21 protein-coding genes are annotated in these 22606 nt (G+C 37.6%); 6 read left to right on the top strand and 15 right to left on the bottom strand.

Going from position 1 to position 22606, the window contains the following annotated elements; all coding sequences use genetic code 11:
- Positions 1 to 93: 93 nt before the first annotated feature.
- Positions 94 to 735 (bottom strand): DJ-1/PfpI family protein, encoded by a 642-nt coding sequence (locus tag EL079_RS01045; protein ID WP_003031928.1) that lies wholly within the window; start codon positions 733 to 735, stop codon positions 94 to 96.
- Between the two features lie 46 nt (positions 736 to 781).
- Entirely contained in the window at positions 782 to 1522 is a 741-nt protein-coding gene (locus tag EL079_RS01040; RefSeq protein WP_003031913.1) for a lysophospholipid acyltransferase family protein, read from the bottom strand.
- A 119-nt stretch (positions 1523 to 1641) separates the two neighbouring features.
- On the opposite strand from EL079_RS01040, the gene EL079_RS01035 reads away from it, so the two are divergent.
- From EL079_RS01035 to EL079_RS01025, 3 genes are all read left to right on the top strand, one after another.
- The gene (locus EL079_RS01035; RefSeq protein ID WP_003031932.1) at positions 1642 to 3996 is read left to right on the top strand and encodes a cation-translocating P-type ATPase; all 2355 of its coding nucleotides are present in this window, start codon (positions 1642 to 1644) and stop codon (positions 3994 to 3996) included.
- Positions 3997 to 4101: 105 nt separating this feature from the next.
- Positions 4102 to 4848 carry a tRNA1(Val) (adenine(37)-N6)-methyltransferase gene (locus EL079_RS01030; protein ID WP_003031916.1) on the top strand — a complete coding sequence of 249 codons (747 nt, stop codon included), beginning with the start codon at positions 4102 to 4104 and terminating at the stop codon, positions 4846 to 4848.
- The gene (locus tag EL079_RS01025) at positions 4838 to 5095 is read left to right on the top strand and encodes a GIY-YIG nuclease family protein (protein WP_003031921.1); all 258 of its coding nucleotides are present in this window, start codon (positions 4838 to 4840) and stop codon (positions 5093 to 5095) included. The genes EL079_RS01030 and EL079_RS01025 overlap by 11 nt, the downstream gene beginning before the upstream one ends.
- Before the next feature lie 34 nt (positions 5096 to 5129).
- On the opposite strand, the gene EL079_RS01020 is transcribed toward EL079_RS01025, so the two are convergent.
- The 10 genes from EL079_RS01020 to EL079_RS00975 all read right to left on the bottom strand — a co-directional run bounded on the left by EL079_RS01020 (position 5130) and on the right by EL079_RS00975 (position 16020).
- Positions 5130 to 7358, bottom strand: coding sequence for a glycosyl hydrolase 53 family protein (locus EL079_RS01020; RefSeq protein WP_018543562.1), 2229 nt, complete (start codon positions 7356 to 7358; stop codon positions 5130 to 5132).
- 112 nt (positions 7359 to 7470) lie between these two features.
- Complete coding sequence (locus tag EL079_RS01015) at positions 7471 to 9126, bottom strand: PTS lactose transporter subunit IIBC (protein WP_003030423.1); 1656 nt, start codon at positions 9124 to 9126, stop codon at positions 7471 to 7473.
- Positions 9127 to 9130: 4 nt separating this feature from the next.
- Positions 9131 to 9454: a PTS lactose/cellobiose transporter subunit IIA gene (locus EL079_RS01010; protein WP_003030041.1), complete on the bottom strand. Its 324-nt coding sequence runs from the start codon at positions 9452 to 9454 to the stop codon at positions 9131 to 9133.
- Between the two features lie 13 nt (positions 9455 to 9467).
- The gene (gene lacG, locus EL079_RS01005; protein WP_003023781.1) at positions 9468 to 10868 is read right to left on the bottom strand and encodes a 6-phospho-beta-galactosidase; all 1401 of its coding nucleotides are present in this window, start codon (positions 10866 to 10868) and stop codon (positions 9468 to 9470) included.
- Between the two features lie 10 nt (positions 10869 to 10878).
- Positions 10879 to 11715, bottom strand: a complete 837-nt coding sequence (locus tag EL079_RS01000; protein ID WP_003030416.1) for a PRD domain-containing protein — start codon at positions 11713 to 11715, stop codon at positions 10879 to 10881.
- A 253-nt stretch (positions 11716 to 11968) separates the two neighbouring features.
- A complete protein-coding gene (locus EL079_RS00995) occupies positions 11969 to 12502 on the bottom strand; it encodes an isoprenylcysteine carboxyl methyltransferase family protein (RefSeq protein ID WP_003030422.1) in 534 nt (177 codons plus the stop codon).
- Positions 12503 to 12600: 98 nt separating this feature from the next.
- Entirely contained in the window at positions 12601 to 13533 is a 933-nt protein-coding gene (locus tag EL079_RS00990; protein ID WP_003030431.1) for a 1-phosphofructokinase family hexose kinase, read from the bottom strand.
- Between the two features lie 78 nt (positions 13534 to 13611).
- A complete protein-coding gene (locus EL079_RS00985) occupies positions 13612 to 15087 on the bottom strand; it encodes a PTS galactitol transporter subunit IIC (RefSeq protein ID WP_003023771.1) in 1476 nt (491 codons plus the stop codon).
- Positions 15088 to 15217: 130 nt separating this feature from the next.
- Entirely contained in the window at positions 15218 to 15523 is a 306-nt protein-coding gene (locus tag EL079_RS00980; protein ID WP_003023769.1) for a PTS sugar transporter subunit IIB, read from the bottom strand.
- A 17-nt stretch (positions 15524 to 15540) separates the two neighbouring features.
- Positions 15541 to 16020, bottom strand: a complete 480-nt coding sequence (locus EL079_RS00975) for a PTS sugar transporter subunit IIA (RefSeq protein ID WP_003023767.1) — start codon at positions 16018 to 16020, stop codon at positions 15541 to 15543.
- Positions 16021 to 16184: 164 nt separating this feature from the next.
- On the opposite strand from EL079_RS00975, the gene lacA reads away from it, so the two are divergent.
- Both lacA and lacB read left to right on the top strand, forming a co-directional pair.
- A complete protein-coding gene (gene lacA / locus EL079_RS00970; RefSeq protein WP_003030052.1) occupies positions 16185 to 16616 on the top strand; it encodes a galactose-6-phosphate isomerase subunit LacA in 432 nt (143 codons plus the stop codon).
- Between the two features lie 18 nt (positions 16617 to 16634).
- Complete coding sequence (gene lacB, locus EL079_RS00965) at positions 16635 to 17153, top strand: galactose-6-phosphate isomerase subunit LacB (RefSeq protein ID WP_003030426.1); 519 nt, start codon at positions 16635 to 16637, stop codon at positions 17151 to 17153.
- Positions 17154 to 17288: 135 nt separating this feature from the next.
- On the opposite strand, the gene EL079_RS00960 is transcribed toward lacB, so the two are convergent.
- Positions 17289 to 18035, bottom strand: a complete 747-nt coding sequence (locus EL079_RS00960) for a DeoR/GlpR family DNA-binding transcription regulator (RefSeq protein WP_003023761.1) — start codon at positions 18033 to 18035, stop codon at positions 17289 to 17291.
- 170 nt (positions 18036 to 18205) lie between these two features.
- Between EL079_RS00960 and lacD the strand changes: the two genes are divergently transcribed.
- On the top strand, positions 18206 to 19156 hold the full coding sequence (gene lacD, locus EL079_RS00955; RefSeq protein ID WP_003030420.1) for a tagatose-bisphosphate aldolase: 951 nt from the start codon (positions 18206 to 18208) through the stop codon (positions 19154 to 19156).
- Positions 19157 to 19220: 64 nt separating this feature from the next.
- On the opposite strand, the gene EL079_RS00950 is transcribed toward lacD, so the two are convergent.
- Both EL079_RS00950 and EL079_RS00945 read right to left on the bottom strand, forming a co-directional pair.
- Positions 19221 to 20777 carry a DEAD/DEAH box helicase gene (locus EL079_RS00950; protein ID WP_022524455.1) on the bottom strand — a complete coding sequence of 519 codons (1557 nt, stop codon included), beginning with the start codon at positions 20775 to 20777 and terminating at the stop codon, positions 19221 to 19223.
- A gap of 318 nt (positions 20778 to 21095) precedes the next feature.
- Positions 21096 to 22004: a magnesium transporter CorA family protein gene (locus EL079_RS00945; protein WP_003030418.1), complete on the bottom strand. Its 909-nt coding sequence runs from the start codon at positions 22002 to 22004 to the stop codon at positions 21096 to 21098.
- Positions 22005 to 22606: the final 602 nt, after the last annotated feature.

Genomic DNA, 22606 nt, shown 5'->3' with positions numbered 1-22606 from the left:
ACTATTTTAAATCTATTTTAGCAAGCGCTTTCATGTAAGTTTTGTGTGTTTTGGTTCCTTATATCCTAAAATTCATAGTAAAAAACCAGGAAATCATTCCTGGGTACATCGTTCATATTGTGAAATCTTTTGCAGTATTTTTTGGTAATCGCTTGCTTCTAAATGATAAGTTAATTCCTCTGGGCTGTAGAAATTTTTTCTCAAAAAGAAATCGCTCGGCACTTCTAATCCTAAAGCATTCAAAACGGTCTGAGAAAATTCTACATAAGCAAATCCAATGGCTGTAATAACATTCTTGTCTTTTACAACAGGCTGATGGAGGAAATTTCCTGTTTCCAAAAAAGAAAAATACTCTACCAACTCCATATACAGACCACCTGTGTAATACCGGCTTCTCAACAAACCAGCTTTTCCTAAAAACATAGGCGATGAGGAAATAGCCGCTACCATCGTCCGCTTTGTGTCTACCCTCTCCAAAAAAGAGATTAGTCTGAAATCATAAAGGCTAACAAATGGATCTAGTGTGCCTGGCAATATGATGCAATCATACTTTTCATTTTGCACTTCTTTAAAAGTAAAATCTGGAATAACTTGCAATCCTTCTTCACTCGTATAGACTTTCTTTTCTGAAGCAAGATAATCCAAAGATTGTCCAAAAGAAAGACAAAGTATTGATGTCAAAGTTGTGATTTCCTGCAATGAACATGCTGGATACAGCAAAACTGCTATTTTCATAGATGCTCCTTCTCGACAGGTGAGGCATACCTCTTCTACAAGATTTTTATTTCCTATGTTTATCAGGATCCCAAACAAAGCTTGCGATAAAACTAAAAATAAATGTCAGCAAGCCAACAATAAGAGATAGTAGCAAAGCAATCAAACGTGGTAATAACAATAATATATTCGGACTTTTTTTCACTTCAAGAGCTGCTACTTCTGCATCTAAACGATCAAATTCTGTCTGAATACGGCGGGCGACTTCTTCCACGCCCTCATCATTCATCTTTTTGATGTCTGAAATATCAATAGGTTGTCCAAAATCCATGTCTACACGTTCGCCTTTTGCTAAACCTTTCAGGCTCATCGGTCCTACATAAACAACTGGAAGAATGCGCACCTTTGCCATTTTAGCAATTAGTGCAACGCCACCTTTCACATCTGTCGAATGTCGGCTTCCACTTGGAAACATAATCAAAGAACGATTGCTTGATTTCAACATCTTGACAGGGTATTTAATAGCAGATGCTCCTGGATTTTCACGGTCAATCGGAAATGCACCACACATGCGAATCCACCAACCGAAAACGCGATTTGTGAACAGTTCTTTCTTTGCCATAAAGATAAATTGCTTGGGTCTTGTTGCAAAAGCCATGTAAACAGGATCCCACCAAGTACGGTGTGGAGCAACTAAAATATAATTTTCCTCTTGGTCTGGAATGTTCTCCAAATGGTGGTAGTGAGCATTACCATTTAAAGCCCATAAAATCAACATCACCAATCTTCTTAAATATCTATAAAACATAGGCTCTCCCTTCTTATCCTTTTTATTATACCTTATCCAATTCTTGCTCGCAAACTTTTTTCGTCATAAAAGTGTCGCAGCCGAATGGATTCTATTAGAAATTTTACTAAAAAAATGGTATGATTATCCTCATGAACATGAAAGAATTTACGGGATTAACCCACCAACAAGTCCAAGAAAAAATTGCTCAAGGACTTACCAATGATTTTACAGCCAATACGAGTACCAGCACCTGGCAAATCATCAAGCGCAATGTTTTTACGCTATTTAATGCACTAAATTTTGCAATTGCCCTGGCGCTTGTTGCTGTGCAAGCATGGAGCAACTTGGTTTTCTTTGCTGTTATCTGCTTCAATGCCCTCTCTGGTATCGTGACAGAATTGCGAGCTAAACACATGGTCGACAAACTGAATCTTTTAAACAAAGAAAAGATAACGGTCATTCGCGATGGTAAATCTAGTCAAATCAATCCAGAAGACTTAGTCTTGGATGACTGTATTCAACTGGCTACGGGGGAGCAGATTCCAAGTGACGCAACTGTTTTAGACGGTTTTGCAGAAGTGAACGAAGCCATGTTGACAGGTGAAAGTGACCTTGTTCAAAAGGAGATTGGGGAGCAATTGCTCTCAGGAAGTTTTCTTGCCAGCGGGCGTGTTATTGCCAAAATCACTCATGTAGGCTCTGATAATTATGCTTCTAAACTGATGCTAGAGGCTAAGACTGTCAAACCAATCAATTCTCGTATCATGAAATCCATGGACAGGATTGCAGGTTTTACAGGAAAAATCATTATCCCTTTCGGAATTGCGCTCTTTCTAGAAGCTCTCTTTGTAAAACATTTACCTGTCAAAGACTCAGTTGTCAATACCTCAACGGCTCTTCTGGGAATGCTACCAAAAGGAATTGCTCTTTTAACGATTACTTCTCTTTTAACAGCTGTCATCAAGCTAGGCTTACGAAAAGTCCTCGTACAAGAAATGTACTCCGTTGAAACATTGGCCCGTGTTGATATGCTCTGTCTTGATAAGACAGGTACCATTACACAAGGGAAAATGCACGTTGAAACCTTCAGCCCACTCACAGAAGATTTTTCAGAACAAGCCATCTCTGACATTCTTAGTGCTTATATCACTGCAAGCGATGACAATAATCCAACTGCCCAAGCCATTCGCAAGCAATTTACTACTCCGACTGACTATCAAACAAGTAATATGATTCCATTTTCGAGTGACCGTAAATGGGGAGCTATGGAAATGTCGGACTTAGGTACTGTCTTTCTCGGTGCGCCTGAAATGCTCTTTCATGAAGAAATTGAGCTAGCACAGGAAGCTCAAAAGCGTGGTTCGCGTGTGCTCGCTTTAGCTATTAGTCCTGAACGCATTGACCATAAACACATTCACTTACCAAGTAGCATTCAACCCATTGCCATTTTAGAAATCACAGATCCGATTCGTGACGGAGCAGCTGATACTTTGGAATACTTACGCTCACAAGAAGTGGGCTTAAAAATCATCTCAGGTGACAATCCAATTACTGTATCAAACATTGCTGCAAAAGCTGGTTTTTCAAATTACCAAAGTTATGTTGACTGTTCAAAAGTAACGGATCAAGAATTGATTGAGTTGACAGAAAAGACAGCTATCTTTGGCCGCGTTTCTCCTCATCAAAAGAAACTTATCATTCAAACCCTGAAAAAAGCAGGACATACCACAGCAATGACTGGTGACGGAGTCAATGATATTCTAGCCTTACGGGAAGCAGACTGCTCCATTGCCATGGCTGAAGGGGATCCTGCAACACGACAAGTTGCCAATCTGGTGTTGCTTAATTCTGATTTTAACGATGTACCTGAAATTCTCTTTGAAGGACGCCGCGTCGTTAATAATATCGCCCGCATTGCACCAATTTTCCTCATTAAAACAACTTATTCGTTCATTTTGACAATCATTTGTATTTCCAGTATCTTACTGGGTCGAGCAGAATGGCTCTTAGTCTTTCCATTTATCCCCATTCAAATCACCTTGATCGACCAATTTGTTGAAGGTTTGCCGCCCTTTGTCCTCACCTTTGAGCGGAATATCAAACCTGTTGAACAAGATTTCCTTAAAAAAGCAATTTTCAAGGCGCTACCTAGCGGGCTAATGGTCGTCTTTAGCGTTTTATTTGTCAGTATTTTCGGTGGATTGCATAGTTGGTCACAACTAGAAATCTCAACTTTGCTTTATTATTTATTAGGCTCTATCGGATTTCTATCTGTTGTCCGAGCCTGCCTTCCGCTCAATCTCTGGCGGATTCTACTTATCCTCTGGTCCCTCGTTGGATTCTTTGGAACAGCAGTTCTCCTGCAAAAGTACATCGAAATCGCTACTCTAACCAGCAATAGCTTCCCAATCTATATCATTTTGATGATTTTATTTACAATTACTTTTATTGTCGTGACACACATACAGAACAAACGGGAGCAAAGTTTATAAATCTTAAGAATAATACCTATAAGCAGTAAGAAAAACCGTACATTTTTGTCTTACCACTTATTTTTGTTGCTTCTTTTCCTCTACATCATGATATAATAAGGATATATGGCAGAAATTCTTTTAAAAGACGGTGAGCGAGTCAATCAGCTCTTTTCTACTGACGTCAAAATTATTCAAAATCGAGAGGTCTTTAGCTACTCAGTAGATAGCGTGCTCCTCTCTCGCTTTCCAAATTTACCTAAACGTGGTCTTATCGTGGATCTTTGTGCTGGAAATGGTGCCGTTGGGCTTTTTGCAAGCACCCGAACCAAGGCTCAAATCATAGCAGTTGAAATTCAAGAGAGACTGGCAGATATGGCAGAGCGCTCTATTGAGCTAAATGGTTTAACCCACCAAATGCAGGTCATTCAAGATGATTTGAAATATCTCACCCACTATATCGACGGTAGCAAAGTGGACATGATCCTCTGCAATCCGCCTTATTTCAAAGTAGATGAGCATTCTAATCTCAACGCAAGTCAACACTATCTGCTTGCACGGCATGAAATTGCGACAAATCTGGAAGAAATCTGTCAAATTTCCCAACGGGTCTTGAAATCCAACGGACGCTTAGCAATAGTTCATCGTCCCGAACGATTCCTTGATATTGTTGACACTATGACTGCTCACAATTTAGCACCAAAACGCATTCAATTTGTTTACCCAAAAGCAAATCGCGAAGCCAATATGCTCCTCATTGAAGCTATTAAAGATGGTTCTCGTGATGGTCTAAAAATCCTGCCACCGCTTTTCATTCATAATGAAGATGGCAGCTACACTCCAGAAATTCATGAGATTTACTATGGAAATTAAAGCCTATATGTACGTTCTGGAATGTTCCGATGGCTCTCTCTACACAGGGTATACGACCGATGTCAAAAAACGAGTAGACACACATAATGCTGGAAAAGGCGCCAAATATACCCGTGCACGATTACCTGTTACTCTTTTGTATCAAGAAGAATTTCCCGACAAACCTTCTGCCATGTCAGCCGAGGCCCTCTTTAAAAGAAAAACACGACAACAAAAATTAGAATATATTGCAGATAAGAAAAAGTAGAAAGCGGGAGGTCTTTCTACTTTTTTACAATGATTTATTGGTTATTTTTCTTAGAAATGACAGCAACAAATACACTCAGAAAAACAACACCGATACCAGCTAAATATGACATGCTAGTTCCTGTACTTGGTAATAATTCTTTGGTTTTAGCTAATTTTTTGTCACTTGTAGTAGGCAAAGTTCCCTTGTTCCTATTCGTTTGAGAAGACTTCCCATTTTTATTAGACGAATCAGAATCTGTCAACCCAGCATGGGAGTTTTCTCCTTTTTGTTCTTTATTATTAGAATTTTCCTTTGTTTTTTTACCATCTTCATGCTGAACATTAGATGAAGATTGATTTTCTAGTGGTACAAGGGTCTGAATAGCAGTCTGTAATGCTTCACATTCTGCATCAATCTCTGCTTGTGTCGCATCATCTTTTTGTAAAATAGCTTGCGCCTCTTCTACTTGTTCTTTTAAGTTCGCAAGTGAATCCTTTGTATAATGCATAGTTTCCGCTAATTTTTCTTTTGCCGAAGAAAGAGCGGTTTCCAACTTTGTCTTATCTACTCCTTCTCTGGTTAAAAGCAAATCGTCAATTGTTCCCCATGAACCTTTATTTGCTTTCACAAATACTCCCAGTGTCACCTCTGTCTCTTTTGTTAGTGTAAAGTTCAATTTCGCTGTCTGCCAATTTGACCAACCAGCTAGTTTGACTTTTTCACTTTGAACATTTACTGCCTCAGCACGAGCAAAAGCATAAATATCTTCTGAAGCATTTGTATCACCACCTTGAATTTGAGCAGAAAATTGATAAGTTCCTGCTGGAAGTGTTACCTTTCTTTCAACGCCAGTTGTATAATCGCTTGTGCCATTGTAGAAATTCATGGCATACTTGCCTGTTTTAGGCGTGTCTTGTCTACGCTTGATAAAATCGTTAAAAGTATAATCTGAAAGATCTTCTTCCTCAAAGCTAGAATTTGATAACAAACTCTCTTGCAGCTCTGTTTCTTCATTCTTATCATATTCTAGATTTGTATTCAACCCAGTATAAACATATTTAAATGTCGCAAGTGACGGCAAAGCTTTTCCTGTAAAATCAAACAATGCTTGATTATCCCATTCAGAGCCACCGTAATTTTCCTGATTGACATTTGGATCATACCCAATGGCGGCACTAGAAGCCCAGCCCGAACCGTATTTCTCCCAAATAGATGTATTTACTTCTTTTCCTTTGGAACTAACCGGTGTCCAAGCTGGTTCCCAATAAAAGATGCCTAATGTACTTGCTTTATTCGCTGCATCAATGACATCTCGTAAGGCATGCGATTGTCCCTGAACAGAGGCAGGATAACCACCTACCAGCATTTGATTTTGTGTTCGGATAACATTTTGTTGACCATCTCCATCTTCTAATGTATAGGCATAAGAAGTCTCTGCTACAAGTGTCTTTTTCCCATACTTTTCGGTCACTGTCTTTAAAACTGAAGTCAGATTATCTAAATTACCATGCCAAAAACTATAATAACTAGTAGCAAATACATCATAATCAATATGGTGATCTGATAAACCTTTTGCGTAATTCAGTATCGTTTCCGTTTTATCTGGGTTGGTAAAATGAAAAGCTATCAGTATAGTTGCATCCACTTCTCGCACTGCTTTGGCGCCTGCTGCAAACAACTGATAGCGTTCCTCTCCTGCTTCACCTGCTATCCCGCTACTCGTTGTTTCATTACCAACTTGAACCATTCCAACATCGACACCAGCTGCTTTTATTTTTTCAAGACTAGCTTTGGTGTATTGATATAAAGCCTCTGATTTTTCAGACACATTCATATTTGTCCAATCTTTTGGTGGAACTTGACGTCCTGGATCAGCCCAAAAATCTGAATAATGAAAGTCCACTAGTAGCCGCATACCATGTGCTGTAGCTCGTTTGCCAATCTCAATCGCCTTTTCTATATCGCTATTTCCAGCGCCATAACCATGTCCGTTATGATCATAAGGATTATTCCATACTCTGACACGAATATAATTCACACCATTTTCTTTCAAAATATCAAAGATATCTTTGACATTCCCATTTTCATCTTTGTACTCTACACCACTTTGTTCTTGAGCAATTACTGTTGAAATATCCGTCCCCATGATAAAATCAGATGATAAATTTTCTACTTTATCAACACGTATTTTAGTATTTTCATTAGCTTTAATAGGAATGACTCCTCCAAGCAAACAAAGACTAGCAGCAAAAACAAGCGATAATCTTAATCCTATTTTCATACAGTTTTCCCATTTCTATTTAGTTTAATATTTTAGTGTTCGTTTTAAAAGACTGATAAAACAAGAAATAGGTTTTATCAGTTTTTAAACGAACATTTTATAAGAAGGCTAGTTATTCAAAATGCGAAAGAACGAATTGCACAGCACCTTTAGGATCACGCGTCAATTTGATATATTCAGCACCTTTTGTCGCAACAAGTTTGATGCCCAATTTATCCGTATCTTTCTTAATATCTTCATAGTAAGAATTGACTTGTGGAGCTAGCACAATCATGTCAAAATCTTTCATAATATCGTAGTGCGAACCATAAGCACCAGCTGTTGAACTGAGGTCTATGCCTAGTTCTGCTGCACCTTCTGTTAGTGCATTTGCTAGCATGGCGCTTGTCCCTGCACCGGCACATAGAACCAAAATATTATGATGCTTTCCATCTGCAACCGCTTGAATTTGATCGTCTATTTCAGCTTCTGCTGCTTCTTCAAGCTCAATCACTTCTGCCTTTTTCGCTTCTTCTTCTACTAATGAATCATCGTACGCTTTGATAAATGGAAGGTAGATGAGAGAATCAACTACAATCAACAACAGCATCAACACAATAGATAAGATTCCTGCACCCGTACCTAAAATCAAGCCAATCGGTGCTGGTGTTGCCCAAGGAAGGACATACATAAAACTGTTCATACCTAACACATCAACAAAGAACTTGAAAGCACAAACATTGATCATTGGAGTGATTAAAAATGGAATAAAGAAATAAGGATTTAAAATAATCGGTGTTGCAAACAACAATGGTTCATTGACTGCAAAACAAACCGGAACAAAGGAAGCTTTTCCGACAGCTTTTAATTGCTTAGATTTTGCAAAGAGCATGAAGAGGAATGGAACAACCAATGTTGCACCTGTACCACCCATTGTGCCAACGAAGTTTCCAAGTCCAACTGTCAACACGTTTGAAGCATGATGACCTGCTTTTACCAACTGTAAATTTGTTTCCACATTTGCATAAATAATCGCGACAATAGCTGGTTCTACAATTGAAGGACCATGCACACCAACAAACCAGAAGAGCGCCATTGCTCCCCAAATAATTGAAATTCCTAAATAGCCATCAGCTGCGGTAAACAAAGGTTGGAGAAGCGTGATAACAGCTTCTGCAAATGAATGCCCAAAGAAATAACGTACGATTGTATCAATCAGGACAGCAGCAAATACTGCAAATGAAAATGGAAAGACGTCACGGAAAGTTTGAGAAATCGTTCCAGGAACTTCTTTTGGCATCTTAATAGTAATGTCTTTCAATACACAGAATTTATAAACATTCACCGTGATAAAAGCTGCTACAAAAGCTGCTAAAATCCCTTTTGTTCCCATGTAGCCATTGGCTAAACCGTTTTCAATTTGATCCACACTTAAAAGGAGGAAGCTCACAATGGAAGCCAACATAACAGAAACCGAATTGATAGTCTTGTTGGTCGGCATATTGCGGTTCATTGATTCTGACAAACAACGAGCGGTCGTAGCGGACACGAGAACAGCTACTACACCCATAGAATAGCCATATACTTTCCAAAGCCAGGTGGAAACGTCATTTGGCAACTTAAATCCAAAAATTTCTGGAATTGCTGCTAGCAAGATAAAAATACTTGAAAATAAAATTGCAGGCATGGCGGCTAAAAAGCCGTCACGAATAGCACCCAGATAAATATTGCGTGATATTTTTTCAAAGAAAGGTTTTCCTTTCTCGATTTGTTTGATAATTCCGTTCATGGAATTAGTCCTCCTTGTATTGATTTTTATATAATTCAATAAAATCTACGATCAATTCTTTTAACAATAATGTCGTCATCAAATGATCTTGACCGTGAATAAAGATAAATCCTAAATCTAAATCTTCTCCAGCTGCCTCTTGTGCTAAAATCTGCGTTTGTGAATTGTGGGCTAAATTTAAATTTTCATCTGCTTCTTTTAAAGCAGCATCTACATTTGTAAAATTACCTTGACGAACCTCTTTCAGCAAATTCAGTAAACAACTACGTGCATCCCCCGAATAAGCTACGATTTCAAATCCTAACATTTGTAATTCGTTTTTATTCATCTTATCTCCCTTCTTAAATCACAATCTTTGTTTCACTAACATGCTTGTACCAATAAGCTGATTCCTTAGGGTAACGCTTTTGAGTTTCAAAATCAACGTAAAACAAGCCATAGCGCTTATTGTAGCCATTTGACCATGAGAAAACATCCATTAAAGACCAAAGAAAATACCCTTTTACCACAACACCAGCATCAATAGCTTTGCTTAGAGATTGCAAATACACTTTCAAATAATCAATCCGTGGCTTATCCATGACGATACCATTGTCAAACTCGTCTTTATAGCCCATTCCATTTTCAGTAATATAAATCTTTTGATAATGTGGATAGTCTTTCTTAATTCTCAATAAAAGGTCATACAAGCCTTCTGGGTAAATAATCCAATCCCAGTCTGTTCGTTCAATCCCTTCCTTGTAAATCCGTTCTCCAATGCCTTTCACTTTATAAACCGAAGTGCCTTTATCACCCGTTCCATTATGATGAATGGTTGATTCGCCCTGATAAGCCTTAACAAAATGACATTGATAATGATTGATTCCAAGATAATCATTTCGGTGACTAGCTTTTTTCATTTCTTCAAAGTCACTTTCAAGGAATTCATAACTAGCATTGTTAGCAGCGCAAATTTCATTAAGAGCTTCCATTGTTTCGTTTGAATAATAACCTAGATAAGTAGCATCTAGCAAGAAACGAATAGAAAGCGCATCATCCAGAAAAGCTGCATACTTATCTTCTTCGCTGTCTGTTGCTGGATATTTTGTTTCCAAAGAATGCACCACTCCAATTTCACTAAGGTACCCCTTCTCCTTGAAAAGATTTACTACACGCGCATGCGCATACATCATATTGTGCAGGCATTGAATCACCTTACTCAAATCGTACTGAATCCCCGGAGGAAAGACACCGAGCAAGTATTGATTGGTCGCTACAGGATAAATTTCGTTAAAAGTGCTCCAATGATGAACCTCTGGAAATTCTTGAAAACAAAATTCAGCATATTCCACAAACGCTTCAATCGTATCACGATTGAGAAAATCACCTTGATCAAACAAAACTTTCGGAGTATCAAAGTGATGCAATGTAACAAATGGCAGGACGTGGTGTTTCGCACATTCAGCAAACACACGGTGATAAAAATCTACTCCTTCTTGATTCACTTCACCACGTCCATTCGGAAAAATCCGACTCCAAGCAATAGACAAGCGCAAACCATTGATGCCGAACTTCTCACACAACTCAATATCTTTTGAATATTGATGATAAAAATCGCTGGCTGGATCTGCCAAAAATCGTCCTTGTTTTTCTAAAAATTCATCCCAAGCGACTGGACCTTTTCCACCTTCTTTTGTAGCTCCTTCTACTTGATAGGCAGCAGTCGCACCGCCAAAAATAAAATCTTCTGGTAATTGAAACATGTCTTCCCCTTTACAATAATCTTTGAATATGAATCACCAAATACACCTTTTCATTTGGATGAAGTCCTCCACCCAAATGCTGACGAATGACTTCATAAATATCTTCGCCAATTTGATAGGCTTCTGGATAATCCTTTTTGATATGTTCTTCTAAATTCTTCATGGAAACTTTTGAATCACTGTCATCTTGATCCAAACGCTCAATAAAGTACGTCAAATGAATCATTAAACGATCATAAAAATTACTATTCTTTTTCGTCCGCTTAATACCATGTTTTAAGAGCTCCTCTTGCACCAAAGCAATCATTTGTCGGGTCAGTGTTTGTTCATCTTTACTAATCACGACATCTTCGCCTTTCGCATTGATAAACTGTAAGGCCAACCGCCCAATCTCATCTTTTGGAAAATCCACATCCAATTTTTCTTTTAAAATCACCAAAGCATGCTCAGCAATTTTGTACTCCGTCGGATATTGCTCCGACATATCCGGCAAATGGTTGCTTTTATAAGTATTTCTTTGCAGCGTTTGATAACTACAATAAATATGATCTGTCAAAGTTACATAGATGTACTCTTGAACTGGAAATTGGAACTGTTGAATACCATAATCAATAATTTCATAACTAGTCGTGATAAAGTCCAAGGGAACATCTTTTAACAAAGCTGAAAAGTTTTCACGCGACTCCTCACTTTTTAACTGAAAAACCTTTTCTACTCGTTCTTCCGCTAGTAAATCCCCTTTTTTCTTTTTAAAAATGATACCGAGCCCCATGACAACAGCCTGTTCACCACTTTCATTTTTGACCACCGCAACATTATTATTTAGTGGCTGGACAATTCGAAACATTCGTGTCCTCCTTCCTAACAATCTTTTTGTAAAACATAAAAAACCATAAACAAACCAAGATTTTTTACTTGGGTCATTTATGGTCTCGCCTAATTTCTTAGTTACAATCCATGTTTTATTTAACTTTATGAATAGAGTTTAACACATTTTCAAACTTTTGTAAACCCTTTCTTACTTTATTTTTTAAAAATTTATACAAAATGGATAATTTGTGTAAATTTAAAATCTTTCATTCTATACTTTTAAAAACAGCTTACTTCTGCGCAATACCATTTGGGATAATGACTTCTTTGAGCAATTTCTCTTCTTCCTTGATGCGATTATACAAAACTACCGCATATAGAGGAAATAGAATACAAAATGAAATTAGTGCATGACAAAGTAATGCTAAACCAATCAACTCTGGAACGATGTTCAAGAAATAATTGGGATGTTTCACATAGCGGAAAAGCCAATGATCAACAAACTTATGATCGTTTACAAGCATCAATTTTACTGTCCAAATTTCACCTAAGAGCTGTGTCACAACATAGAGCATAAACATTGAAAATAGCAATAGTCCCAAACCTATAGCACTAAGTGCGTCAAACCGAACCTGACGTATCGTAGCTTCTGCAAAGCAAGAAAGGTAAAATAAAATGTGAAGAATAGTGATATACTTGGTATTTTGCACGCCATATTCGCGCCCACCATTTGCCAATATCGCTTTCTCATTCTTCATCGATATTTTTAGAAATACCAACCGAAATACAAATACCGCTAAAACAATAAGTCCTGATAAAGTCATACGACCTCCTTATAATAAAATAATCTATTTTATTATATAAAGAGGGGATTTCCTAAGTCAATACATTCAAAAAATATCATATAAACTGTAGAAAGAAATTACAATGTTGTTAGTTCGATTTCGTCTACAATTCGTTTTACATCGGCTATGTCTACTTTTGGAGTCCATTGCAGGCAGTTAGCTGTTGCATAAGCACAGGCACGAATGACAGCTTCTCTATCAACTCTCCCCTTACTTTCTAAAGCATGGCAGAGACTTCCAAGGAAAAAGTCGCCTGACGCAATAGGATTTTTAACATGAATTGTTGGAAACGTCAGTTGGAAAACATCATCTTTCAGGCGTGCGACGACTCCTTTTCCTCCCATTGTCACAATGAAATAGGGAATTTTAGTATATTCTTTGAGAAGTTTTGCTGCTTCTTCTGCAGTTTCAACTGGACATCCTGTTAATTCTGCCAATTCTTCATCGTTAATTTTTACAATGTCAGGTTGTGCTGAAAAAGCTGCTTTTAGTGCGACACCGCTTGTGTCTACTACTAAATTCACATCTTCTGGCAAAAGACGACCAATTTGTGCAATATAATCATCTGGCATCCCTTTCATCAAAGAGCCAGAAAACACAACGCTATCTCCAGATTGAATGCGCTTTATAAGATTTGAAGTGAATTGTTCTAATAAATCCTTATTCAGCTCAAATCCAGCTTCATACACAAGATAGGTCTTTCCTAATTCTGTATCAATCATAATTGTACAAGTACGCGTATTTTTATCAACTTCTGTCACAACGAGCGGAATACCGTCTTCTTCATTTAATTGTTGAATATATTCGCCCATTTTGCCACCTAACATTGTATGAATGCAAAAATTTCCTTGTTCTTCGCCTTTTTCGCAATTCAGGACATAAGCAACATTAAAACTTTTCCCACCAGCATTCTCGTGAACTTGACTTGGTCGATTGACCACATCTTCTTTAAACTGACTAAGTAAAACTGTCCGATCCAAAGCTGGATTTGGACAAACTAAATGAATCATGTTTCTTCCTTCCTTTTTTTCAATCAAAAGCCAGACTATTTCAAAAGGAATAGTCCAGCTTATTGTTATCTTATTATTCTATTTTGCATTTGTAGCGTATTCTTCATTTCGCTTAATCATTTGTTTTCTATACCAAGCAAAGATACCAATATAGAACACTAGAAAGACAATAACACCAAAGATAGCTTTGATATCGCCTGTTGTAGCATTTCCGATTGTCCAACCAAGTAATTTTTCAATTGGGCCTTCAAGAGTAGAGTGGGTAATCAATTGTGTGCTAGCTACCCCTTTAGGAAATGCATCTACGCCTTTCGCTAAGTCCGTAACAAATGGCGCAATAAGGGTTCCAGAAAGAAGGAAGAGCGGAAGCAATAGAGTTCCAAATACAATCATTCGGATAAGCTTACCGCGTGTAACAACCAGAAGTGCTGGAGTAACACCCATTGCAATAATCCCAGCAAGTGGCAAAATACCATTTCCGACTTTAGAAAGAAGGACTGCTTCTACTAGCATAATTGGTGCTAAAACATTGGCACATGCCCAGATTTCTGCACGACCTGCGATAAATGGCCAGTCAAGTCCAATATTGAATTTACGTCCTTGAAGACGTTTTGTTGCAACATTTGTAATTCCTTGTGAAAGAGGTTCTACTGCCGCGATGAACCAAGAACCAATAAGTGAGAACAATTCCAAGCAGACACCAGCTGTCAAACCAAGAGATAACCAACCTTTGATAACAAGTGACCATTTTGCTGCTTCGGCAACGCCAGATACTGGATGCGGCGTTCCCATAATTCCAATTACAATCCCAAGAATAAATCCAATGAAGAATTTAGAACCCCAGAAACCAATTTTCTTATTCAATTTTGCAGCGTCAAAGTCATATTTATCCAACCAAGGGAAGAATTTATCAAAAATCTTATCCAAAACCATGATAACTGGATTCATCATGTAGTTCATGTGAGTAGATGTCATTGGAGACGAACTTGGTGCATTGAGCAAGTCATCAAATGTTGGCTTCATTAAGTCAGAGTTAATAATTTTCATTACTCCGACAAGTACGACTGCAAGCGTTGCTACAAAGAGCGACACTCCTTGGCTAACACCATTATTATCCGCATACCATTTAATCAATAGACCTGTAATTGATAAATGCCAAATATCAAAAATATCAACATCTAAGGTATCCGTTTTTTTCGTAATTAACATCACAACATTGACGATGAGCATAATGAGTAAGAAGTAAAGCGTCCAAGCAGAACCCCATGTAATCGTCGCCAATGGTGCCCAACCAACGTCTGTAATATTGAGTTGAATTCCTGTATTTTCAACGAATTTCGCAAGTGAAGCCGAGAAAGCACCATTTAACATACCGATAATGGCACCAATACCCGTAAGAGCTATGGCAAGTTTAATACCACCTTCCAAGGCTTTGGAAAACTTCACTCCAAAGCATAAAGCAAGCACCGTCAAGACTATCAACATGATAATTGGTGCACCCATATCCAAAATGGGTTTAAAGAAGCGATTCGCTAAGTCAATAATGACATTCATAAAAAATCCTCCCGATTTTATTTTTTGAATGATAGTGAATGAAAAGTGAAATAACTATTTCAGTAGATAAAAATTGTTTTTATCTAGCGTTTCAATTTTTCATTTTTTTGTTTTTTTCTAATGAATTGCTTTAACTAAGTCCATGTTCCTTAATAGCTGCTTCAATATTGTCATATACTGGTGCACTCATGGCTGGAATACGGAATAAAATTGGTCCTGCTTCAATAACAGGAATCCCCGGTTCAAATCCCAAATCCGTTGCTGCTATTGGGGTGAAAATATCATAACCTTTTATCAAGTCTTCATTCACATCTTTGACCATTACCGCATCGCATTGGACATCATAGCCACGATTTGAAAGTTCTTCTTCAAGAGCATTTTTGATTTGGTGGCTTGAGTTTACTCCTGCTCCACAAGCTGCTAAAATTTTAATCATTGTAAAATCCTCCATTTTTAATGATTTATTGTTTCTGATATATAGTGAAATAGTTTATCTGCCTCATCCAGCTCGGATAAGGACTCTAGGTTGCCGTCAGCAGTAAAGAAATCCATCAATTGAGCCAAGATATTCGTTTGACTGGCATTAGAATTATTGATAATGAAGAACAAAAGCGATACTTGTACTTCATTTGACGGAACAATCATATTATGAAAAGTCACCGGCTGATCTAAGCGGACTACAACCACCTTTTCTGCTAAATTATGGACAATATCCGTATGCGGAATTGCTACATTCGGCAAATCTTTCCCTAAAAATTCCATGTCCAGCCCCGTAGGAAAGGACTTCTCTCGCTCAATCAAGGCGTCTTTATAAGAAGACGTTACAATGTGCCTCTCCTCAAGGAGATTTGCAACCTGATTGAAAAGCTCTTCTTGACTGTCAGCATGCAGACAAAAGACTAAATCTTTATCGAACAACTGATAAAGTTCCATCATAGCCTCCTTCTATTTTGTTCTATTTTGTTTATAAGTAAAGTATATCATTATATGTAAACGGTGTCAATAGTTTGTTATGTTTTTTTATGTTATTTTTTGTTTGACAATATTTGCGTGAGATGTTATGATGTTGTTGTGAAATAAAAAAAGGAGGTATAACAATGAAAGTTATACTAGGTACAGACCGTGATGGTTTTGAGTTAAAAAATAAAGTAAAAACTCATTTACTCCAACTTGGTTATGACATTAAAGATCTCAACGAACAAGAAGGTGCTGCTGATTTTGTCGACTCGACAGATGCTCTTGTTGAAGAATTACGAAAAGATGATACTGCCCGTGGTATTTTGTTTGATCGCTTTGCAGTTGGTTCTTATATGGTTGCAAATAAACACCGTGGCATCATTTGTGCTGCTGTTTCAGATGAGCATTCTGCTATGATGACCATTCGCCACAATTCTACACGCATTATCACTCTCGGTGCAGCTATTCTCGGTGAAGAATTGGCAAATGCCTGTGCAGAAGCTTATTTAAAAGCTGACTATGATGCTGGACGCCACCAAGTTCGCATTGATATGCTTAATAAATTATGTTAAAGGGTAGGAGGAAAAATTATGAAAATCGCTCTTGGCTGTGACCATATCGTAACAGATACAAAAATGAAAATTTCTGAACATTTAAAAGACCTCGGTCATGAAGTCATTGATGTCGGAACCTATGACTTTCACCGGACTCATTACCCAATCTTTGGTCGTCTGATTGCAGAAAATGTTGTTTCAGGAAAAGCCGATCTTGGAATTGCCCTTTGTGGTACAGGAGTCGGTATCTCTGCTTCTGCTGACAAAGTTCCCGGTACTCGTGTAGCTCTTGTTGGTGACGTTCTAACCGCACGCTATGCAAAGAAAGAACTCAATGCAAATATCATCGCTTTTGGTGGACGTATTCTTGGTCAAAATCTTATTCATAATATCGTTGATGTCTTTCTTGAAACAGAGTACGAACCAACAGAAGCCAACAAACAATTGATTGAAAAAATCGATAATAGCATTGAAGTTAATCCTGAAATCGCTAAAAATGACCATATTTTCGATGAAGAAAATGCTAAATGGGCTCGCGGTGAATACCACGACTAAAAACTCAATACTCAGAAAATCAGGCTCAGTCTAATATGGACATGGCCTGTTTTTTAATAGGATGTGTCAATACCGCACGAAAGATACAAAACAAAAATCACCTGCTCCTCTATGAATAGGTGATTAAAATATTAACTATAAAACATTTGTATATGATTTATACTTTTCTTTGACCTTTGGTGAGATATGATCATCTGTGATTACTGCATCCAAATCATCCAACTGATAGAAACAATAGAAAGAATAGCTGTCAAATTTGCTATTATCCGCCACAATGTACTTTTCAATCGCATTGTTCAAGATAATGGCATTGCCATTTCCTTCTTCTTCATTGGCAGTCGTGACATTATGACCGTCAATTCCATTGACACCAATAAATGCTTTAGAAACTTTGATTTCTTTCAATAATTTATTAGCAAATTGTCCGACAAACGTTTGTGTCTTCACCCGATAACGACCGCCAATCAGGATAATATCACAATTGGGATTATCTTTTAATTTTTCAAAAATAGGAAGCGAATTTGTCACAATACTCACACTTTTATCAGCCAAATAATCTCCGATAAAATCCGTCGTTGTTCCCGAACCGATAAAAACTGTATCACCAGAAAAAATCAAATTGGCACATTTTTGAGCAATTGTTCGTTTTTCTTCAATATTTAACATCGTTTTTTCAGTATGGGAGGCTTCATTCAAGCCATTTTTTACTTTTTTGTGAGCTCCTCCATGAACACGAGTCAACAAGCCTTGCTTTTCCAAATCAATCAAATCACGACGTATCGTCATATCTGTTACATCTAGTAACTCTTTTAATTTCTTGACAGAAACCACTCCTTGCTGATCCAATTCTTGGAGAATCACTCTATGCCGTCCTTCTTTCATTTTGTCTCCTTTCTAGTTTTATATAATTTTATTCCTCAAATATATTATACAACAATTTATTCATTTTGAAAAATTAAAAACAATATTTTTTTGATTTTTGTAAAATATTGTTTGACTTTGTTTTGTTTGTGTTCTATAATTAAACTATACAAAACAAAAGGAGTCTAAAGATGACAACAAAACAAGAAAAATTAAAACGTTTATGTGATAAAAACGGAATTATCGGCGCTTTAGCTATTGATCAACGAGGAGCTTTGCGTCGCATGCTTGGTGAAGATACTCCAGTTGAGCAATTGGAAACCTTTAAAGTGCTAGTTTCGAAATACTTAACAAAATACGCTACTTCTATCCTTCTTGATCCAGAGTTAGGTTGGAAAGCGGCGGAAGCTCGTGATAAAAACGCTGGATTATTAGTTGCCTATGAAAAAACAGGTTATGACAAAACTGTTCCCGGTCGCTATCCTGACCTCGTTGAAAATGTCTCCGTCCAACGTCTCAAAGCAAACGGTGCTGATGCTGCGAAAGTCTTACTCTATATAGATGTTGACGAAGGTAGAGCAGTCAATGACGTCAAAGAAGCCTTTATCGAACGGATTGCTTCTGAATGTAAAGCAGAAGACATGCCATTTTTCCTTGAGTTGGTTTCTTATGATGCCAAGGTGACAGATGAAAAGGAATATGCCAAACTCAAACCTCGCAAAGTCATTGAAGCAATGAAGCTTTACTCACAAGAACGATTTGGCGTAGATGTTCTCAAAGTTGAAGTTCCAGTCAATATGAAATATGTTGAAGGATTCGCAGAAAATGAAGTTCTTTACACCAAAGAAGAAGCTGCTGCCTTCTACAAAGAACAAAGTAATGCAACTTCTCTTCCATTTATTTTCTTATCTGCTGGAGTATCCGCACAGCTGTTTCAAGACACACTTCACTTTGCTAAGGAATCCGGCTCAACTTTCAACGGTGTCCTTTGTGGCCGTGCAACTTGGGCTGGTGCTACCAAAGCCTATCAAGAAGGTGGCGAAGCTGCTACAATTAAATGGCTTGAAACAATAGGTAAACAAAATATTGTTGAATTAGATGCAGTTCTCCAAGAGACTGCTACGCCTATTGTATTTAAATAACTTTGTATCTCCTTATACAATAATAAAAAGACGAATTACTATTCGCCTTTTTATTATTGTATAATTACTTATCACCTTTATTACGGATGACAAATCCTGTTTTCTTCTCACTTGAAGTATTGCGAGGTTTTTTGTGGTCTTTGCGGTAGCGCTTTTCTTTGTCAAAGCGATCGTGGCGACCACCCTTTTTGTAATTGTCACGCCCATTAGTACGGTCACGACGATCATTACTACGACGCCCATTTTTGCTGTTACGATTGCCTTTATTAGCTCCCGGAACATACTTAAATGGTAATGGCTTTTCACGCGCGATTTCTACTTCTGGTAGAGTGTCTGGATCTTGTACGGTTAAGGTCAATATATATAAAGCCAATTCTTCTGGTGTAAATTCAGTTGCCAACTTGCGAGCGTCTTTGCCAAACTTTTCAAATTGGTTGCGAATGTTTTCATCCGCAAAATCTCGCTCAATCTTTTTAAGTGCAACTTTTTTCTTAGCTTGAAAGGCTTCTTCTGCAGTGGCTGGTTTCATGCCTTTCATACGTTTTTTGGTCAAACTTTCAATGATTTGAAGATAACCCATTTCATTTGGTGCAACAAATGTAATGGACTGACCAGATTTTCCAGCACGACCTGTCCGCCCAATACGGTGTACATAACTTTCTGGGTCTTGTGGAATGTCATAATTGTAAACATGTGTAACACCAGAAATATCCAAACCACGCGCAGCAACGTCTGTCGCAACAAGAACATCTAAATTTCCGTTTTTAAAGTCGCGAAGAACACGGAGACGTTTTCCTTGGTCTAAATCACCATGAATCCCCTCTGCGCGGAAACCACGGATTTTAAGCCCACGAGTCAATTCATCAACTCGGCGTTTGGTACGCCCAAAAACGATAGAAAGTTCTGGTTGTTCCACATCCATTAGACGTGTCATGGTATCAAATTTTTCATTTTCTTTTACACGGATATAATATTGATCCACCAGTTCTGTTGTCAATTCTTTTGCTGCAATTTTGACATGTGTTGGCTCTTTCATAAACTTCACGCCAATCCGCTTGATAGCATCTGGCATAGTAGCTGAAAAGAGAAGGGTCTGACGCTCTTCCGGCACGCGTGAGATGATTGCTTCAATGTCTTCTAAGAAACCCATATTGAGCATTTCATCCGCTTCGTCTAAAATAAGCGTTTCTACATGATTGAGTTTCAGTGCTTTGCGCTTAATGAGGTCTAATAAACGTCCTGGAGTTCCAACGACAATGTGCGCGCCTGAACGGAGAGCCTTGATTTGCTTTTCAATGCTAGATCCACCATAAACAGAGCGAACTTTCACTCCTTTACTTCGACCAAAGCGGAAGAGTTCCTCTTGACTTTGGACAGCCAATTCACGAGTTGGTGCAATGACTAAAGCCTGAACAATAGGATTTTCTGTGTTAATTTTTTCAAGAGTCGGAAAACCAAAAGCGGCTGTCTTTCCTGTACCAGTCTGAGCTTGTCCAATCACATCTTTTCCTGCCATAGCAAGCGGGATTGTTTGTTCTTGGATTGGGCTGGCTTCCACAAAGCCCGCTTTGTCAATTTCTGCCAGTAATTCAGCAGATAAATGTAATTCATTAAATTTCAATTTTTTCTTCTTTCTAAAAAGGCAGTGCGAAGCCACCTTATAAAACATAGTTATTTGCAACTTATCTAGTATAACACAAAGAATGATAAAAAGATAGGTTTTATTTTTTACTTCCACGCCGTACGCATGAAGAAAATGCATGTAGCCCTTTTTCCGGAATACATGCATTTTTCAAAAAAAATTTCAAACAGATTTACCAATTAAAACTAAATACATTCATTTTGAATGAATTATAGCATAAATTATACTTAAAAAGTGATATTTATCGTGAAAACACGCTAATTGAAAACGATAATTTCTTCATGCACTTGGCGTGTTTTACTTTTTATTGGCTAGCCATTTTAAAGCTTTGGTCAATACAAGCCACAGAACGAGACTAATAACAACAATATAAATCCAAGCATTTTTATCATTAGACAATGGAAGTGGCACATTCATGCCAAAGAATCCCGTAATAACTGCAAGGACTGCTAAAAGGACTGAAATGATTGTTAAAACGGTCAAATTATCATTTAGATTATTGTTCAAAATGTTATTGTAGGAACCAGATAGTTGACTGAGAACTTGAGAAATCAAGTCTGTCATTGCTACTAACTGACGAGCTTCAATCATGACATCGTCAAACTGCTCTTTTTCAATCTCATCCAAATGACGATAAACAGCATGTCCTTTAATATGCTCCAATAACATGCGATTTTGCTTTGCAGCTGCTACCAAATAGACTATGGAAGTTTCTAAGTCTGCTAAAGCAAAGAGATTTTTCTTAGTGGTCGTTTTGTGCAATAACTGATTGATATAATCCTTTGTCTCATCCATTTTTTCGATAACAGGATAATAAGAATTGCACACTAATTCTAAACTAGCAAATAGAAATTTGTACACTGTCACAGGTTCATGATGTTCAATATAGTTTTTCATCATATCTACAACATAAGTATTTGCTCGATTGCTGACTGTTAAGAGTTTATCTTTCTGTACAATAAAGGTCATAGGAATAGTTTCATAATAGTCCTTATCCCTTTTTAAGTTTAATACATTGAAAATAAAAACGACTGTTCCTGTTTCACGATTGTAATCCATGTGCGCTCGTTCATTTTTATCTAACGCGTACTCAATCGTTTCTTCATCAATATTGTATTCCTTATAAGAATCTGGATGTTGACTTAAAATATCTGCATCTAAGTTTATCCAAGACATTCCATTTTTCAACTCTTTTTCAATAAACACCCTTTTCTCCTTTCTTGACTTTAAATAATCTAAAGGATTGAGAAAAACGCTCAATCCTTCATCAATCGTTATTGCACTTCTTTATCTAATGCTTGATATGCTAACAAACGAACTCACTTAACCCAGTTCTGTCTCAAAAATCATTATGATAAAACTCCAACAATAGCATAGTTTTTAAGTGAATCACTTCGTTAATATGCCGTGGCAAGTCTCACATTTTTTTAATTGAGTTTGAACTAAATCCTATGAAGATAGATAAAGCTTCCTATTTTTCCTAGCGTTACGACACAGAGTCAGACGAATCGATTTTATTCGTCTGACGAAGTTAGTAAGGCAGTTAGCTAGTCCCCCTACAGTGGCTAGCGTCCAACAATTAGGAACCTTCAGTTCCAATTGTTGGTACTGAGCTACGACACGAAGTCGAACAATTCGATTTTACTTATTCGACACAGTTAGTAAGCCGTTTAGGTAGACCGCACATAGTGGCTGCCGTCCAATGACAGTAACTTCAGTTACTAGTCATTGGCAACGTCTTACATTTTCTCTAACTGAGTTCGAGCTAAATCCTCCTAGAAGCAATCGCTTCTTCGTCAGATTTTCTA

The sequence above is a fragment of the Streptococcus anginosus genome (assembly GCF_900636475.1).
Classification (GTDB): domain Bacteria; phylum Bacillota; class Bacilli; order Lactobacillales; family Streptococcaceae; genus Streptococcus; species Streptococcus anginosus.
This window is presented reverse-complemented; position numbering and strand designations above follow the sequence as displayed.

What these genes read in the sequence shown, in the direction of transcription:
- EL079_RS01045 (WP_003031928.1), bottom strand. Translation starts at nt 735, where the DNA reads ATGAAAATAGCAGTTTTGCTGTATCCAGCATGTTCATTGCAGGAAATC.
- EL079_RS01040 (WP_003031913.1), bottom strand. Translation starts at nt 1,522, where the DNA reads ATGTTTTATAGATATTTAAGAAGATTGGTGATGTTGATTTTATGGGCT.
- EL079_RS01035 (WP_003031932.1), top strand. Translation starts at nt 1,642, where the DNA reads ATGATTATCCTCATGAACATGAAAGAATTTACGGGATTAACCCACCAA.
- EL079_RS01030 (WP_003031916.1), top strand. Translation starts at nt 4,102, where the DNA reads ATGGCAGAAATTCTTTTAAAAGACGGTGAGCGAGTCAATCAGCTCTTT.
- EL079_RS01025 (WP_003031921.1), top strand. Translation starts at nt 4,838, where the DNA reads ATGGAAATTAAAGCCTATATGTACGTTCTGGAATGTTCCGATGGCTCT.
- EL079_RS01020 (WP_018543562.1), bottom strand. Translation starts at nt 7,358, where the DNA reads ATGAAAATAGGATTAAGATTATCGCTTGTTTTTGCTGCTAGTCTTTGT.
- EL079_RS01015 (WP_003030423.1), bottom strand. Translation starts at nt 9,126, where the DNA reads ATGAACGGAATTATCAAACAAATCGAGAAAGGAAAACCTTTCTTTGAA.
- EL079_RS01010 (WP_003030041.1), bottom strand. Translation starts at nt 9,454, where the DNA reads ATGAATAAAAACGAATTACAAATGTTAGGATTTGAAATCGTAGCTTAT.
- lacG (WP_003023781.1), bottom strand. Translation starts at nt 10,868, where the DNA reads ATGTTTCAATTACCAGAAGATTTTATTTTTGGCGGTGCGACTGCTGCC.
- EL079_RS01000 (WP_003030416.1), bottom strand. Translation starts at nt 11,715, where the DNA reads ATGTTTCGAATTGTCCAGCCACTAAATAATAATGTTGCGGTGGTCAAA.
- EL079_RS00995 (WP_003030422.1), bottom strand. Translation starts at nt 12,502, where the DNA reads ATGACTTTATCAGGACTTATTGTTTTAGCGGTATTTGTATTTCGGTTG.
- EL079_RS00990 (WP_003030431.1), bottom strand. Translation starts at nt 13,533, where the DNA reads ATGATTCATTTAGTTTGTCCAAATCCAGCTTTGGATCGGACAGTTTTA.
- EL079_RS00985 (WP_003023771.1), bottom strand. Translation starts at nt 15,087, where the DNA reads ATGAATGTCATTATTGACTTAGCGAATCGCTTCTTTAAACCCATTTTG.
- EL079_RS00980 (WP_003023769.1), bottom strand. Translation starts at nt 15,523, where the DNA reads ATGATTAAAATTTTAGCAGCTTGTGGAGCAGGAGTAAACTCAAGCCAC.
- EL079_RS00975 (WP_003023767.1), bottom strand. Translation starts at nt 16,020, where the DNA reads ATGGAACTTTATCAGTTGTTCGATAAAGATTTAGTCTTTTGTCTGCAT.
- lacA (WP_003030052.1), top strand. Translation starts at nt 16,185, where the DNA reads ATGAAAGTTATACTAGGTACAGACCGTGATGGTTTTGAGTTAAAAAAT.
- lacB (WP_003030426.1), top strand. Translation starts at nt 16,635, where the DNA reads ATGAAAATCGCTCTTGGCTGTGACCATATCGTAACAGATACAAAAATG.
- EL079_RS00960 (WP_003023761.1), bottom strand. Translation starts at nt 18,035, where the DNA reads ATGAAAGAAGGACGGCATAGAGTGATTCTCCAAGAATTGGATCAGCAA.
- lacD (WP_003030420.1), top strand. Translation starts at nt 18,206, where the DNA reads ATGACAACAAAACAAGAAAAATTAAAACGTTTATGTGATAAAAACGGA.